We start from the raw sequence: 13560 nt of genomic DNA on the forward strand, positions 1-13560 counted from the left end.
CAATGTCGTTTAAATCACGTGCTACACGCACATCTACCAACGTAATAACGGTCGATTGGCGTGAACGCGCAGCACGCATATCATCGGGGAGTAGCTATGCAGACCGCATTGCAAAAATCGAAACGATTGAAAAGAATGAACAAGGTACTCTTATGGCATGCGTATTGCTAACAAATGGTAACTATGAAATGATACCGACGGAAAGACTACATGATCTAGCGCCAAAAAAACTCTTCGCATTTTACGAAAGCCATATGCGCTTTATCTCACAACATGAGCAAAGCTATGATGTAGAAGGCAGCATCGTTGCTGAAACACGCAACACCAACGCGTGACAGTATAGTGTCTACCATGTAAACTCACGCATGTCGATATAACGCGTTGTTAAAGACGACAGACGCGTGAGGGCAGACGCGTCAGCCACTCGCACGCGCACACTATAAAACTCCCACCTGCCCCTTCGAGTCGCAGTCTCACCTTCATCTCTTGCTACCAATGTTGCATCGTCGCAACGCCATCCACTACCGCACTCCAAGCGACCGTGTGCTGTATGAGCGTGTGTCACACCTTGTCAGCACCTTTCCCGACAACTCTTTCGACTTGTCCTTCGACCAAAGCCTACACCGTCACAGCATCAGCATACGTCGTGCTGGCTTTGCTTGCATCGTACCATACCCTGAAGTAGCGCAAGATGACTCGGCCTTTGTCGATGATGACACCACTGCCTTGTCATTGTCGCTGCATCAAATACGCTTGGCACTCGATGATGCTTCATGCATTGGCATTTGTGGTCCTATGCTGGTGACGCTTGCACAAACAAACGCAAACTGCTACCGCTGCAACGTGCACTCATCGGCATTGCGTCATACCATATACATCGGCCGCGATGAACTAACCGACGCAATGCTTGTGCTTGATGCTGGTAGCGTGCATCGCCGTTTGCTTGCGCTTGCATCCCGGCTGCGGATGAGTTCGCGCAATTTGGCGCGGGATGGCGTGAGCGATACGGTGGTGGTGTCGACGGCGCGGAGGTGGGGCTTCATGTTTTGCCTTTCATGGCTGATGCGATGATGCCGGAGACGTCGGCTTGTAGCGTGTTGGCGATTGCAGAGAACGTTTGAGCCTGGTTCTGCACCTCGGTGGCGTCTGATGCGTTGGCGATGATGCGGGTGGCGATCGCCTGCATCTGGCCGACGGCGTTGTTGACCGTGACGGTGACGGCGGAGAGCGCGGCGGCTGTCGCTTGCTGATCTCCCGATGGCTGCGAGAGCTCGGCGACGTCGGCTTCGACCTTTTGCAAGTCCGCCACGATGTTGTCGGTCGTGATCATGGTTCCCCTCAGGCCACCAGTCCGGCCTTTTTCAACTTTTCATTCCAAACTTCATCAAGGTTCGGCGCTGGTGCAGCGCGCCCGATCGCGGGGGTATCGTTCTGAGGTGGCGGGCTGCCGCGACCTTCTTGCTCGAGTTGCCACTCGACACTGCCCACAGCCCACGTGCGCTTGATCGGCTCGGGCTTGTCGCGCTTGATGAAGGGGCTGTCGCCGGCGATCCGCTCCGCTTCCGCCTGCTGGCGGTAGACCTCGAAGATTGCGCGGCCGCCGGACCAGTCTTCCTTGAGCTCGGCGAGGACGCCGGCGCACACATTGGCCAGGTCGTCGTGTGAACCGGTGCGGCCATCGTCCCCCACGGATTCCCGACCGTTCGAATGGACGCGCCGTTCGAGACCGACAAATTGGAGTCGGAGCTTTTCGCTATCCAGCAGCCGAGCCTGGCCCGACAAAAGCATTGGCAGAGCGGACAAGAACAACTCGGACTTGGTCAGGTCCGACGGCTCATAGTGAATGCCGTTGCGTTCCCACTCGTTTGCGTTCCAGCCAGAGGAATAGCGATCTCCCTTGATGGACCTGATTCCGTAGCGGCGAAGGATATCCGCATATTCCTTCACGACGTCAGCCGGAACGAACCGCGGGGCTCGTTCGCGCAGAACATCGAGGATCACGGCACCGTGCTTGTCGCGATGTCCCAAGCAGATTGCGAATCCATCTTTCCCGGTCCCACCGGCAGCATCCGTAAATGCGAAATACCGGGTCGACGGTTGAGGCGGCCGCTCTCGGACGCCGAAGTCGGTGGCCGACTCCAGTACGTCCATCGGGATGAAGTCGGAAACATCCTCGCGCCAGATCGACAAGAATTCGGCCCTGGCGCGCGCCGGATCTTTGGCGAGTGCTTTCTCGACCACCGATGCCGGCAGGGCCGGGTTCATCGTCGAGCTCGGAGAGAGCCAGCAGATGTCGTCGGCCTCGTCGTTGCCGTGCAGTTCCTTCCATCGGCGGTGCATATACCCGCGCCGCCGATGCACCGAAGACGCCATCATCAGCAGGCCGCCGTCAGGGATCATCGCCATGCCGGGTTCTGCGGCACCGACAACCTCTTCATCGTTCGATGCGCTGGCGCCATCGGTGCGCCAGAAGCAAGCTTCCGTTCCGAGGACGGCGATCGCGCTGCGGCCGCGGACAAGGTCGGCGTCGTTGGTGGCGATCTCGAGGACCGCGCCGTTGCGGAACTCGACGCGCTCTTCGGTGTTTCGGGTGACCAGGCTGGAAAGCAGCGGAGCCTGAAGGAGGCCCGCACAGTACGACCTCAGAATCCTCGCTTGCTTTTTGTCCGCTCCAAGCAAAAGAACGACGCCTTGCTCCCCTTGGCTCAACGTCTGCGACCAATCCGCAGCGAGCGCGGCGCGATAGATGGCAACCGCGGACATGAAGCGATCTTTGCCGGAACGTCGACCGCTCAAGAAGATCAGCGCGCGCACCGGACCGTCGGGAAGCTTGGTGCGGCCGGTACATCGCCGGAAGAGCTCGGCCTCGCGTTCGTCGAGCGGCTCACCGCTGAGCAGTTTGGCGACGCAAAACCAAGTCCAGAAGGTAGGGGCCTGAAACGGCCCGCCCAATAGCTTCGGATCGCGCATGGCGTCGACGAGGCTGATGGTCACGCATCACCTCCGGCCGCTGCGCCAGCGCCGTATTTGCTGGCGATGTAGTCCTGCAACGAGGGAACCGCCGGCTTGTTCTTCTCCGCGCTGCCCTTGAGCGTCGCCAGAATCCTTCGGCATTCCGACGTCAGCCGGATCAACTCGTCACTGTCGACCGACTGCCCGGCCACGATCGCCGCTTCGAGTTGCTCAGCGCGGATGGTGATGGAGGCTGCCTGCTTGACAAGAACGCGATCGGTCTCCGTCAACTGGCCGCCGATTTCGCGCTCGAAAGTCTGCACGAGTTCAAGGTATCGCCGCGACGTGCGCGTGCGCGCGTCAACTCGAGGAAGACGAATGCCCGAAGGCGTTTTGCGGGTGGAGCGTCTGGCAGCAACCGGCATCGAGATTCCCGAGGGGAATGGATCGCCTGGTGCTGCCTCCCCGGATCAGCGCGTCTTCCGGGACGGGGTGCATCGGACTTGCGATGCACATCGGGGCACATGTTGGGGTCTATCGGGTAAATGATTTGCTAAGTTCACGCCAGAGGCGCGCGACTTCTCCACCCCGCGACCATCAATGTTCGCTCATCCGAAAAATATTCAAATAATGCTGTGCCGCTAGCGCGCGTTTGGATGCCGCGTGCATCGCGCGCCGGCGTGGGGGCAGGTCAGGCCACTCTCGCGCTGAAACGCGATCCTGCCACCGACCAAATCGGCGCGGGGCCTACGCGGGCCGCGCATATCGCCGAGCGCGAACGGAATCTGCGAATTGATCCACGGGCCGGCGCAGGCGATCAGGCTCGCCACACACAGAAAAAAATTCAGCAACGGCCAAGTTGGCCGTTGCGTCGTTCACTTTCGACGGTCGGTGACGTTTAATGCTTGCCGCATTTGGCTCAACATCTCATTGCCCGCGCGCCGATGGTCATGAGGATCAAGCTTTTCGAAAGCGCCCTTTAGCCGCGGATAGAAGTCCGCGCTTGCCTTGCGAAATTCTTCGATCACCGCCGGCTGCACCATGTCCGGATGCATCAGCACGAACCACGCGCCGAAGGCTCTAATCTCGGGCGAACTGTCGTTCCCAAGGTCTATGAACCACTTTGCCGCCATCAGGATCAACAGCTCCGTCGCCCCTTCGTTGAAGTCGAATAGGTCGTCAGCATCCCGATCGGCATGTTTGAGAAAGTTCGCCTGGCCGTTCACCGCCGACCAAAACTTCCCTTCAGAGCCAGGCTTGATCCAGCGACTAAAACGCCTGAAGCTGTCAATATTGCCTCGCTTTTCGCAGAGGTTTCGGACAACGGTGAAGGCTGCCGATGTCACGGTGTGCACGGCGACCGGGTCTTCTTCACCGAAAAACATACGGATGGCCGCATCGAGCTGACGACCGGCGGCGTCCAGTTTGTTCAACTCCATCGCCACTCCGGCTCTAAGCGATCAACTTGCCATTCCAGCCTTGCGCGAGGAGTCGCTGACGATATTCGGTCAGGGTTTGGATCAGCGTGCCCATGTTGTCAGGGCTGTACCTGCGCACAATGATGCGAGATTTGTCGGGGTCGAGCGCAACCCACGCGCGCCGCAACTGGCCGGTCGGATTGCGGACGAACTTTGCGCCCTCATAGGCAAGGACATCGGCCGCCTGAAGAGGCGGGTAATCGGCCTTAGCGCCAAATCCCATGGTCATCTTGATGTCGCGCGGGTTCAGGTTGTCCCTAACATATTCGAAGGCCCTTTGGGCCTCGCCCTGAAAGTCATTGTTTTCATGAACAAACGCCATCGGCTCACCCGTCCCGTGCCCGCTAGCAATATCCATGATGATCGAAACGGCCCACTGGAAGCACGCAGTGTAAGGCTCGCCGAACATGCGCTTGAGCTCCGGATGTTGAGCAATATCCTGCTTGAAGGCGTTCATGTCGATGCCAATGACAATCCCGGCCAACTCGTGGCGCGGCAGGACCGGCAAAAGGCTGGCCACAAAGGCATCGCGCCGATCCTTGTCCCAGCCGTCAAACTCTCCCCGGAAGTTGGCACAGTCGGTCGAGTGGAAGACCTTGATGGGCTTCTTGGCCGCGTTCCAATCCTTGATCCAGGCCCGCCAGTATTTCGGGCGGCTGATGTACCCAGCCACCGCGACGACGGCTGCGCCGTCGTGGATGCCGGACTCGTCCATGTAGGTCTTCAGAATGGTCATAGGCGGCTGATCATGGAGATGTCGACCGCATAGGACTTGGCGATCGAGGCCAGCGTTTCACCTTCTGCGCGGCGTTTAATGGCCTCCTCGCGCTGATAGTCAGACAGTTTGGGCTTGCGGCCGAACTTCTTCCCGGCCGCCATGGCGCGTTTCCTACCGTCGCTGGTGCGCTCAATGATCAGGTCGCGCTCGAAGGCGGCAATGGCGGCAAGCAGCGTGGCGACAAGTCGGCCTTGTGATGACGTTGTATCGAACAGCGGATCCCCGAGACTGCGGAAGGCGGCGCCGGCTTGGCCAATGCGCTCGATCAACTCCAACAGTTCCCGGGTACTGCGGCCAAGCCGGTCCAGCTTGGTGACCATGACAACGTCACCAGCCTTCAGGGACGCCATCAGCTTCGCCAGTTGCGGTCGATCGGCCCGGACACCGCTGATCTTTTCGCGATAGATCGTCTCGGCACCGGCGGCCTTCAGGGCTTCCAGCTGCCCGGCGAGGTTCTGGTCCTGGGTACTGACCCGGGCGTATCCAACAACGGCCATTTTCGCGCTCCATTTTGCAAATAACTTTTGCAAAAGATAACACGTTGATTTTGCACGTCCAGCCGAAAGTTGTGAAACTTAGGAGTTTTGCAAAAGGCTGGCCAAAGAAAAGCCCGGCTTGTTGGCCGGGCCAAGTCTCGGGAGGGTCGATAGGCCAAGGCGTCAGGCCCATCGCTGGCCCAATCCCGCGTGGCGCGGGGTGTTCCTATGCCGGCATCGGCGGACTGCTGCATCAATTTTCGTGCCAACGGGACAATCCCGCCGGCGGCGTCAGGCGGACGGCGCGGGCAGTGCGGCGGCCGAGGCCTGCCCCGGTGGGTCATCGGGGCCCCGATTTTAAAGTTAAGGGGCGTGCGCGTTTAGGACCGCCCACACCCCGGTTTGGCGATACGTCCAAGAATGACGTATCCGCGTGCTGGCAAGCGGTAGCTTTGCCGGGTTGCGGATAGGTCGTCTTATGACGAGGTCGTGATGATGCGTCTTCCGGTGACAGGGTTCATCTTGCTCCCATTGATTCGTCCATCTGGATTTTGAGCATGAATTCGATTGTCCTGAATTATTGGCGGCCTGTTTCTTTGCGCTGGCTTGTCGTGGCCGGATTGATCCCGGCTCTAGTGTTGGCGCTGGTAGTGGCTGTCTGGTCGACCGAGGCCAAGAAGGAATGCCGCGGCGGCGCCTTCAGCAACGGCTTCAGCGCTGCGTTCGACGTCCGAAAGTGCGATCTTGTTCTTGAGGTTGAAGGACAGGAGATCACTCAGATCCCACTTCCCAGGTAGCTACGGTGAGCACGGACGAAGCCCAGGTCGCTTATCCCAAGCCGGCATCTGTCGAGCCGACGGTAAAGGTCACCCCAAATCGGAAGACCTCCATCTGGGATTGGCTTGAGCTTGTGGGAAAGCGCGCCGGTCTGCCGAGCTTGCTTGTTGGGTTGATCGCGATCGGCTTGAGTACCTGCAGCCTCTCCTACATCATCGCCAATTACAATCTGACCGTTGCCGCGAACCGCCCGTATCTGGTCTCTTATGGCATGAAGGCCGACTTCGATAAACGTTCGGCAGACACGCAGATCGGTTTCAACAACGTCGGCAAAGTCACAGCCCGTCGCGCAGTGCTGACGCTGTTCTCTCTATCGGAACTCGACGCAAAGCCCGTCAAGTTGGTGGCCGTCCCAATCGTTGGAGCCGGGACAAACATATTTCCCGGGTTTGGCTCGACGGCTCGGTTTGACCCGCACCTAACCGACAAGGCACCGTTTATGTTGGCCTGCGCCAAATACTTCGACGATGCTGGCACGACCTACGAGCAAGCCTTCCTCTTTCAGCGCGGCGAGGTCTCTCCGACCACTAATCAGCTTCCATACTCGGAACTAGCCCAGCCTGATCAGGATCGGTGTAAAGCGGCTGCAAAATAGAGTCATACAGGGAGCTTCTCGCTTTTGGCCGCCCACTTTGCCAGTAGTTGCTGCCAGGGTCCGGGAATGAAGTTCACCGCGGCGACGTCCGTTTCGGACCACTCAATGTTCAGCACCTTGCGGGCCTTGCCGTCGACCAGCCAGATGTCGAGCCCGTTCGGCATGTTCTGCCTCGGTGCCAGTCCGAAGCTGATTGCTTGACGGATCATCTCGCCGGTTATTGGCGGCAGTTTCTGGAATGGCGACCGATAGGCGATTTGCAGCCCTTGGTCGCGGCACACGAGAATCTTGGGACCTCGTCCCGCCGGCTGCCATCTGCCGGCCGACTTGACGATAGCGAGGGCGAGGTCGCGAAGCTCAAGCGCGGTCTCCACATCAACCTTCACCTTGACTCCTCCATTGCACAGCCGCGGCGCGACTTCTTCACAATGCCGATTATGTCGCCCGTCACAGGGTCGATTCGCCTGCAAGGTCCGGCCGCTCCCCGACTGCCGACAAGTTGATTCTGCCGCTCCTTCTCGTTCCGCCGCGTGAGCGCATCCGCCGTCCGCTGGTGCTCGCTTAGTCTCTTCTTCCGCACCCGCTGGCGCTTGCCGTTCGCCCGATCGATGATCGACCAGGCCGCCTCGTTGATCTTGCCTCTATCCATTCGGCACCGTCCTTTCCTTCACTCCCCTTACTTTCCTTCGCGTCCATGAAACCGAGTTCAGATTTCGCATCTGCCCGAACACCCGCTTTTCGACGGATTTACCTTTTCGAAAAGCGGACGTTCAGGACAGCTCACATGAAACCTGAGACGAGTTTCTGCAGAGCCGCCCCGGCACCTTGCGGATACCGGACTCCAGCATGTTCGCAGCGCGCCCTTGATCTGGAGAGGCAAAGCCTCACACCCTCGGCGCCCCAACCAGTGCTGCATTCGACGGTTGGGATTGGTTTCTCTGCCTACGGCTTCCCGCAACAGGCCTGTTAGCCTCGCGGACCGCACCCGACCGACGGGATGGGCTATGTGCCTATCTCCGCGATCATCAGGATGTAGACGGCTGCCTTAGTGCTCGAAGGCAAGCGGCCAGCGTCCACACTGATGATCGCGAGGATCATCAGCGCGTGAGCGCCGAACTATCTTTCTTGCTGTTGAGCTTGGTCGCGTAGCGGTTGATTTCCGCGCGCGGGGATGGCATAGAGGTGTTCTGCAAAACTTGATCCTTTCTTCAAACCCCGTCGGCTGGCAGGCCTGCGGGGTTTGCTCGTTTATGCTTCGGCTTCTGCCGTTGCGGTGGTGGTGTCGGAACGGCCGATCGCCGACCCTTCGAATTTCTGGAACTTGCTGAAATGGATTCGGCCGGCCGCCGGCTCGCTGACGGTCATCTCGGCACCGGCCATCACCAGGCAGTGCAGGTCCGGCCTCGTTCGCCCCGACCGAAAGAGACCGGCCTGCATTTCCGCCGCTTTCGGTCTCCCCAAGGATGCGTTTGATTTCGCGGCAGCCATCAAGCAAAGGCTGGCGCGATCGGCCGCCCAGGCCCATACCCGCGATCGAGTATTCAAAGACGCCGGGCGCGATTTCCTTGCCGAGTTGGACCCTGATCATGCGGGCGCCACCGTGGTGGCCCTCGGCCCGCGTGCGGCTTCGACTACTTCAAAGCTGACGCGCTGATCGGGAGCCAACATCAGTTCGCCGCCTACGCGACACGATGGCTGAAGGTCGCTGCGGTGGACGAAAACGTCATCACCGCCGTCGGTTTTGATGAAGCCGTAGCCCCTCATCAGGTCAAAGAATTTGACGGTGCCGCGCATCATGCGGCCCTCGCTGCGACGGCCGCCGCAAATACCGGACTTTCGAATGGGCCTGGCGCATCATCGTGCCACCCCAGCGCCCACATGCCGTCATCACGCTGGACTACGTCTGGCGGTGAGCCATGCGCCGAAAAAGCCCTTTGAGGACAATCGGCGCCCATATCCGGGTGAGCCAGCCTAAGATGTTGGGCCGCCCTTCCCTGCTCGTTCTGCTGGGATCGCCATGATCCCCGGGCAAGGGCTGATCCCGGATGCCAGGAGCGTGCTCTATCACATGCACGTTCACCATAAGCCGCATCCTGATTGAATTCCCGCAAGCGGCGGCGCCGTTCTCGTAGATCTCGGTTCGGCAAATGGCCGCTGACCATGCGGTCAGCGGCCCGCCGGGCCTCAACATAAATCCGAAGGAAAAACTTGCCCCGGGTCTGCGAGCATCATGTCCGATACCGCTGGTGCCCGCACCTACATGGATCAGGCAGCCATACTGGCCTAATGCCGCCCCGGGGATTAAGAGAGGTCGGACGAACGCGGCAGTCGAGCCTCCAGCCGCCTTGCCAGTAGCCCAAACACGCCTGAAATTCGCCGCTCACCTGCCACGAACTCGCCCCGCGACTCGGTGAGCCGTTAGACGCTGGCCCTGGGGAGGATGACAGCGTGAGCGTTCTTCCATGTATAAAGCGTCGAAACGTTACCTCGCGGCAAGCGTCAGCGCACTGACCCTTGCGATCCTGATGATGCTGGTTGCGATAGCTGCCTGGAGTATCGCCCCGGAAGTCGCGGCAGATACGTCCGGGATGACGATGGAATTGAAGAAGTCGCTGCCGCCCTAACACTGGGCTCGCCCGCGGGAATGGCCACGTGCGCCGATTTGCGCTGCTGCCGCCACCGCTGGAGCTGCGCCACTTTGTCGAGTGCGGGGTCTATGGCGTGAGGGTGGGCGTTCCGACATCCCATTGGACCCGGCACGTGCCCGTGCCACTTGCAAAACATTCCTGACTGGGCGCGTTGCCTCAGGAATGCGGATAGTCGCCCGTTCCGAAAACTGGCAACAGGCCCGCCGCCTCGGCGAGCCTGCCAGCAAAATCCTGTTCGGAAGGCCGCCTTACTTGGACATGCTATCCTTCTTCATCATCCCGTCGTTTTTCTTCATGCCGTCGTCCTTCTTCATCGTGTCCTTGGACGACATGGTGTCCTTTTTCATGCTGTCCTTGGACATAGACTCCTTCTTCATCATGCCGTCTTCCTTCTTCATGTTGTCCATGGCGAAGGCGGGGGCAAGCGCGAGGCCGAGCGAAAGCGTCGCAGCCGAAATTCCGAGCGCGATACGGGTGCTGATGGTCATCGATGGATTCCTTCTAAACCTGAAAAGGCGGTTGTGATGGCGGCACAGGCCATCCGTTCTAACGACGATCCCGGAACGGTTTTCGTTACCGCGCCATTGAAAAAAGTTTCGCCGTGTGACAGGCCTCCAAGCCCGAACCAGCTGGAGGATCTTAAAAATCGAAATGAGCAACCCGGCTCCAGCAATTTTGCCACAGTTTGCAGCGCACCAATGGCTCCGCCTGCCCATCTCAGACTTTTCGATTACAGCCATCGAGAATATGGACGGGTATAAGCACCGTCCATCGTAAGCTACCGTCCGGAATTTCCAGCGAAAATCGTCGAGCTAATTGCCCAGGGAGGGTTAACATGTATACGCGTCGCCACATCCTTGCGTCCACACTTGCCGCGCCGGCCATCCTCCGCTTCGGGATCGGCACAGCCAGTGCGGCCACGACCTTGAAAATCTCGCACCAATTTCCGGGTGGGACGATCGACCAAGGCGACTTCCGCGATCGTCTGTGCCGCAAATTCGCCGCTGAATTGGCCAAGCGCACCGGTGGTGAGATCACAGCCGACGTCTATCCGAACTCGTCGCTAATCAAGACCAAGGCGCAATTCTCGGCGATGCGAAAGGGTGCCCTCGATATCAGCCTTTATCCCCTGCCCTATGCCGGCGGCGAATTGCCTGAGACCAATATCGGCCTGATGCCGGGCCTCGTCTCGACTTATGATCAGGGTATGAACTGGAAGAAGAACGCAGTCGGCAAGACGCTTACCGATTTCCTCGCCGACAAGGGCATAATCATGCTGAGCTGGGTGTGGCAGGCCGGTGGCGTCGCCAGCCGTTCGCGCCCCCTGGTGTTGCCCGAAGATGCCAAGGGGCTGAAGGTCCGCGGCGGTTCGCGCGAGATGGATATGGTGCTTCAGACTGCGGGCGCTGCCGTGCTGTCCGTGCCGTCAAACGATCTTTACGCGGCCATGCAAACCGGCGCCTGCGATGCAGGCATCACTTCCTCCACCAGTCTGATTTCCTTCCGACTCGAAGAAGTTTCGAAAGCGCTGACCTCGGGAGCGAAAGCTTCCTATTGGTTCATGCTCGAGCCGCTGCTTATGTCGAAATCGATTTTCGACGGCTTGCCGAAAAAGCATCAGGACACGATTCTCGCGCTGGGCACCGAATTGGAAGCCTTCGGTCGCAAGGGCGCCCAGGACGACGACGCGCAGGTCGCCAAGGTCTACGCCAAGGCCGGCGCCAAGGTCAGCGAGCTTGACGCTGCGATCGTCAACAAATGGCGCGACATCGCCCGCGATACGGCTTGGAAAGACTACGGCGCCAAGACCGCAACCTCGGGCCAATTGCTAAAACTCGCATCCGAAGTCACGGCGTGATGCACGGTCCACTTCCGGATCGGGACTATCGGCAAGATGCTGCGATCGGCCCCTGGCCGGTCGCCGCGATCAACCACATTCTGACCTGGTGCAACCGCATCATCTTCGTTCTCGCCTCCATCGCGATGGTCGCCGCATGCCTCGTCCTCAGCTACAGCGTGGTTGGGCGGGAACTATTTCAGATGCCGAACTACTGGCAGGACGAGGCGGCAGTGTTTCTGCTGGTAGGCACCGCCTTTATGACCTCGGCGTGGGTCCAACAGCAACGCGGCCACATCGGCATCGAAGCCTTTGTCGGCCTGCTGTCGCCGTTTGCCAACCGCATCCGGCTGTGGCTGGTCGATCTTGCAAGCTTCGCATTCTGCACATTTTTCACCTGGAAGTCGTGGACGCTGACCTATGAAGCCTGGCACGAAGGCCAAGTATCGGATTCCATGTGGGCGCCGCCACTCGATATTCCCTACGGCTTGATGGCATTGGGCATGACGCTGTTGTGTGTGCAAATCCTGCTGCAAATTGTTGCGCCGATCGCCGGAGCATCTCGCCGATGACCGTTTTCGGTATTGGCGTGTCCTACGGGCTGGCCACGCTGTTGGCGATGTTCTCCGGCATGCCGATCGCATTCGCGCTTGGCGCCGTGGCAGTCGTGTTCATGGGCATCTACATGCCTTCGGCGTCCCTCGATACGGTAACGCAAAACGTCTACGAGGAAATGGCCTCGATTACGCTGTTGTCGATCCCGCTCTTCATCCTCAAGGGCGCCGCGATCGGCAAGTCCCGCGCCGGCCAGGATCTTTATTCCGCGATCCACGCCTGGCTGAACCGCGTCCCCGGCGGCCTCGGCGTCGCCAACGTATTCGCCTGTGCCCTGTTCGCCGCCATGGCCGGATCGTCGCCCGCCACCTGTTCGGCGATCGGTTCGGCCGGGATTCCCGAGATGCGAAAGCGCGGCTATTCCGGCGGGTTCGCAGCCGGGATCATTGCCGCCGGCGGCACGCTCGGCATTCTGCTGCCGCCCTCGATCACCATGATCCTGTTTGCGGTTTCGGCAGAAAAATCTCTCGGCCGGCTGTTTCTGGCCGGCATCGGCCCGGCGCTTCTGCTGGTCGTGCTGTTCGGCGGCTATGCCGTGATCCACTTCCGCAAGGAGTACGCGGCGGCGCGGTTGGCCTATGAAAAGACGGGCGCTGAATCGGCGATACTGGTTCTCGACAAATTCACCATGGCCGAACGCTTCGGTGCTCTGCCGCGGGTTCTGCCTTTCGTGCTGCTTCTGACCGGTGTGATGGTCGCGCTGTATGGCGGCTATGCCACGCCCTCGGAAACCGCCGGACTTGGCGGACTGCTCGCGCTGGCCCTCATCGCGATGATCTACGGCGTATGGCGGCCGTCCGACCTGTCGCCGATCCTGGCGTCCACCATCCGCGAATCCACGATGCTGATGCTGATCATCGGCATGTCGCTGCTCTACTCGTACGTAATGAGCTATCTCCACATCTCACAGTCGGCTGCCGAATCCGTCGTCGCCATGCACTTGCCGCGCTGGGAACTGCTCGCCGCGATTCTGGTCCTCGTCGTTGTGCTTGGATTTTTCCTGCCGCCGGTGTCGATCATCCTGATGACCGCGCCGATCATCCTGCCTCCGTTGCGGGCAGCCGGCTTTGACATCATCTGGTTCGGCGTTGTCATGACCATTGTGATGGAGATGGGTCTTATTCACCCGCCGGTCGGATTGAACATCTTTGTCATCCGAAACGTCGCGCCCGACATTCCCTTGCGCGAAGTCATCTTCGGCACATTGCCGTTCGTGCTTCTGATGATGCTGGCCGTGCTGATCCTGTGCTTTGTTCCGGAAATCTCCACCTGGCTGCCGAACCTCCTGATGGGGCCGGACGGAAGCAAGTGAGTAAATAGCGAGTAGCCAATAGCGAATTGATC

Annotated in this window: 18 protein-coding genes; 8 read left to right on the plus strand and 10 right to left on the minus strand. The window is 59.7% G+C overall.

Annotation, left to right across the window (positions count from 1 at the left end; all coding sequences use genetic code 11):
* The coding region (locus tag NEZ08_RS21420; protein WP_298111461.1) for a hypothetical protein at positions 1–335 on the plus strand (335 nt) is incomplete at its 5' end.
* A 208-nt stretch (positions 336–543) separates the two neighbouring features.
* Positions 544–1071 (plus strand): hypothetical protein, encoded by a 528-nt coding sequence (locus NEZ08_RS21425; protein ID WP_298111464.1) that lies wholly within the window; start codon positions 544–546, stop codon positions 1069–1071.
* Here NEZ08_RS21425 and NEZ08_RS21430 read toward each other — a convergent pair.
* The 6 genes from NEZ08_RS21430 to NEZ08_RS21455 all read right to left on the minus strand — a co-directional run bounded on the left by NEZ08_RS21430 (position 1040) and on the right by NEZ08_RS21455 (position 5705).
* Positions 1040–1330: a hypothetical protein gene (locus NEZ08_RS21430; RefSeq protein WP_298111466.1), complete on the minus strand. Its 291-nt coding sequence runs from the start codon at positions 1328–1330 to the stop codon at positions 1040–1042. The genes NEZ08_RS21425 and NEZ08_RS21430 overlap by 32 nt on opposite strands.
* 8 nt (positions 1331–1338) lie before the next feature.
* Positions 1339–2970 (minus strand): hypothetical protein, encoded by a 1632-nt coding sequence (locus tag NEZ08_RS21435; protein WP_298111469.1) that lies wholly within the window; start codon positions 2968–2970, stop codon positions 1339–1341.
* A 20-nt stretch (positions 2971–2990) separates the two neighbouring features.
* Positions 2991–3377, minus strand: a complete 387-nt coding sequence (locus tag NEZ08_RS21440; protein ID WP_298111470.1) for a hypothetical protein — start codon at positions 3375–3377, stop codon at positions 2991–2993.
* A gap of 450 nt (positions 3378–3827) precedes the next feature.
* Complete coding sequence (locus tag NEZ08_RS21445) at positions 3828–4391, minus strand: hypothetical protein (protein ID WP_298111473.1); 564 nt, start codon at positions 4389–4391, stop codon at positions 3828–3830.
* A 13-nt stretch (positions 4392–4404) separates the two neighbouring features.
* The gene (locus tag NEZ08_RS21450; RefSeq protein WP_298111476.1) at positions 4405–5166 is read right to left on the minus strand and encodes a hypothetical protein; all 762 of its coding nucleotides are present in this window, start codon (positions 5164–5166) and stop codon (positions 4405–4407) included.
* Complete coding sequence (locus NEZ08_RS21455; RefSeq protein WP_298111479.1) at positions 5163–5705, minus strand: recombinase family protein; 543 nt, start codon at positions 5703–5705, stop codon at positions 5163–5165. Before NEZ08_RS21455 ends, NEZ08_RS21450 begins: the two co-directional genes overlap by 4 nt.
* A 536-nt stretch (positions 5706–6241) precedes the next feature.
* Between NEZ08_RS21455 and NEZ08_RS21460 the strand changes: the two genes are divergently transcribed.
* Together NEZ08_RS21460 and NEZ08_RS21465 are read left to right on the plus strand one after the other, a co-directional pair.
* Positions 6242–6481: a hypothetical protein gene (locus tag NEZ08_RS21460; protein ID WP_298111482.1), complete on the plus strand. Its 240-nt coding sequence runs from the start codon at positions 6242–6244 to the stop codon at positions 6479–6481.
* 5 nt (positions 6482–6486) lie between these two features.
* Positions 6487–7116, plus strand: coding sequence for a hypothetical protein (locus tag NEZ08_RS21465; RefSeq protein ID WP_298111485.1), 630 nt, complete (start codon positions 6487–6489; stop codon positions 7114–7116).
* A 2-nt stretch (positions 7117–7118) separates the two neighbouring features.
* Here the strand turns inward: NEZ08_RS21465 and NEZ08_RS21470 are convergent, their stop codons facing one another.
* The 3 genes from NEZ08_RS21470 to NEZ08_RS21480 all read right to left on the minus strand — a co-directional run bounded on the left by NEZ08_RS21470 (position 7119) and on the right by NEZ08_RS21480 (position 8913).
* The gene (locus tag NEZ08_RS21470) at positions 7119–7502 is read right to left on the minus strand and encodes a hypothetical protein (protein WP_298111488.1); all 384 of its coding nucleotides are present in this window, start codon (positions 7500–7502) and stop codon (positions 7119–7121) included.
* Between the two features lie 862 nt (positions 7503–8364).
* Positions 8365–8553 carry a hypothetical protein gene (locus NEZ08_RS21475; RefSeq protein ID WP_298111490.1) on the minus strand — a complete coding sequence of 63 codons (189 nt, stop codon included), beginning with the start codon at positions 8551–8553 and terminating at the stop codon, positions 8365–8367.
* 147 nt (positions 8554–8700) lie between these two features.
* Positions 8701–8913, minus strand: coding sequence for a cold-shock protein (locus NEZ08_RS21480; RefSeq protein WP_298111493.1), 213 nt, complete (start codon positions 8911–8913; stop codon positions 8701–8703).
* Positions 8914–9578: 665 nt separating this feature from the next.
* Here NEZ08_RS21480 and NEZ08_RS21485 point away from each other — a divergent pair.
* On the plus strand, positions 9579–9740 hold the full coding sequence (locus tag NEZ08_RS21485) for a hypothetical protein (RefSeq protein WP_298111496.1): 162 nt from the start codon (positions 9579–9581) through the stop codon (positions 9738–9740).
* A 272-nt stretch (positions 9741–10012) separates the two neighbouring features.
* Here the strand turns inward: NEZ08_RS21485 and NEZ08_RS21490 are convergent, their stop codons facing one another.
* On the minus strand, positions 10013–10252 hold the full coding sequence (locus tag NEZ08_RS21490; RefSeq protein WP_298111499.1) for a pentapeptide MXKDX repeat protein: 240 nt from the start codon (positions 10250–10252) through the stop codon (positions 10013–10015).
* 347 nt (positions 10253–10599) lie between these two features.
* On the opposite strand from NEZ08_RS21490, the gene dctP reads away from it, so the two are divergent.
* Genes dctP through NEZ08_RS21505 form a run of 3 tightly spaced genes read left to right on the plus strand, consistent with a single transcriptional unit; the run spans position 10600 to position 13528 of the window.
* The gene (gene dctP / locus NEZ08_RS21495) at positions 10600–11622 is read left to right on the plus strand and encodes a TRAP transporter substrate-binding protein DctP (protein WP_298111504.1); all 1023 of its coding nucleotides are present in this window, start codon (positions 10600–10602) and stop codon (positions 11620–11622) included.
* Positions 11619–12173: a TRAP transporter small permease gene (locus tag NEZ08_RS21500; protein WP_298111508.1), complete on the plus strand. Its 555-nt coding sequence runs from the start codon at positions 11619–11621 to the stop codon at positions 12171–12173. The genes dctP and NEZ08_RS21500 overlap by 4 nt, the downstream gene beginning before the upstream one ends.
* Positions 12170–13528, plus strand: coding sequence for a TRAP transporter large permease (locus NEZ08_RS21505; protein ID WP_298111511.1), 1359 nt, complete (start codon positions 12170–12172; stop codon positions 13526–13528). The genes NEZ08_RS21500 and NEZ08_RS21505 overlap by 4 nt, the downstream gene beginning before the upstream one ends.
* Positions 13529–13560 lie beyond the last annotated feature (32 nt).

The organism is Bradyrhizobium sp. (genome assembly GCF_027451485.1).
GTDB lineage: Bacteria > Pseudomonadota > Alphaproteobacteria > Rhizobiales > Xanthobacteraceae > Bradyrhizobium.

Excerpts from the sequence above, each read along its gene's own strand:
- NEZ08_RS21430 (WP_298111466.1), bottom strand. The coding sequence starts at position 1,330 with ATGATCACGACCGACAACATCGTGGCGGACTTGCAAAAGGTCGAAGCC.
- NEZ08_RS21435 (WP_298111469.1), bottom strand. The coding sequence starts at position 2,970 with ATGCGCGATCCGAAGCTATTGGGCGGGCCGTTTCAGGCCCCTACCTTC.
- NEZ08_RS21440 (WP_298111470.1), bottom strand. The coding sequence starts at position 3,377 with ATGCCGGTTGCTGCCAGACGCTCCACCCGCAAAACGCCTTCGGGCATT.
- NEZ08_RS21445 (WP_298111473.1), bottom strand. The coding sequence starts at position 4,391 with ATGGAGTTGAACAAACTGGACGCCGCCGGTCGTCAGCTCGATGCGGCC.
- NEZ08_RS21450 (WP_298111476.1), bottom strand. The coding sequence starts at position 5,166 with ATGACCATTCTGAAGACCTACATGGACGAGTCCGGCATCCACGACGGC.
- NEZ08_RS21455 (WP_298111479.1), bottom strand. The coding sequence starts at position 5,705 with ATGGCCGTTGTTGGATACGCCCGGGTCAGTACCCAGGACCAGAACCTC.
- NEZ08_RS21460 (WP_298111482.1), top strand. The coding sequence starts at position 6,242 with ATGAATTCGATTGTCCTGAATTATTGGCGGCCTGTTTCTTTGCGCTGG.
- NEZ08_RS21475 (WP_298111490.1), bottom strand. The coding sequence starts at position 8,553 with ATGCAGGCCGGTCTCTTTCGGTCGGGGCGAACGAGGCCGGACCTGCAC.
- NEZ08_RS21480 (WP_298111493.1), bottom strand. The coding sequence starts at position 8,913 with ATGATGCGCGGCACCGTCAAATTCTTTGACCTGATGAGGGGCTACGGC.
- NEZ08_RS21485 (WP_298111496.1), top strand. The coding sequence starts at position 9,579 with ATGTATAAAGCGTCGAAACGTTACCTCGCGGCAAGCGTCAGCGCACTG.
- NEZ08_RS21490 (WP_298111499.1), bottom strand. The coding sequence starts at position 10,252 with ATGACCATCAGCACCCGTATCGCGCTCGGAATTTCGGCTGCGACGCTT.
- dctP (WP_298111504.1), top strand. The coding sequence starts at position 10,600 with ATGTATACGCGTCGCCACATCCTTGCGTCCACACTTGCCGCGCCGGCC.
- NEZ08_RS21505 (WP_298111511.1), top strand. The coding sequence starts at position 12,170 with ATGACCGTTTTCGGTATTGGCGTGTCCTACGGGCTGGCCACGCTGTTG.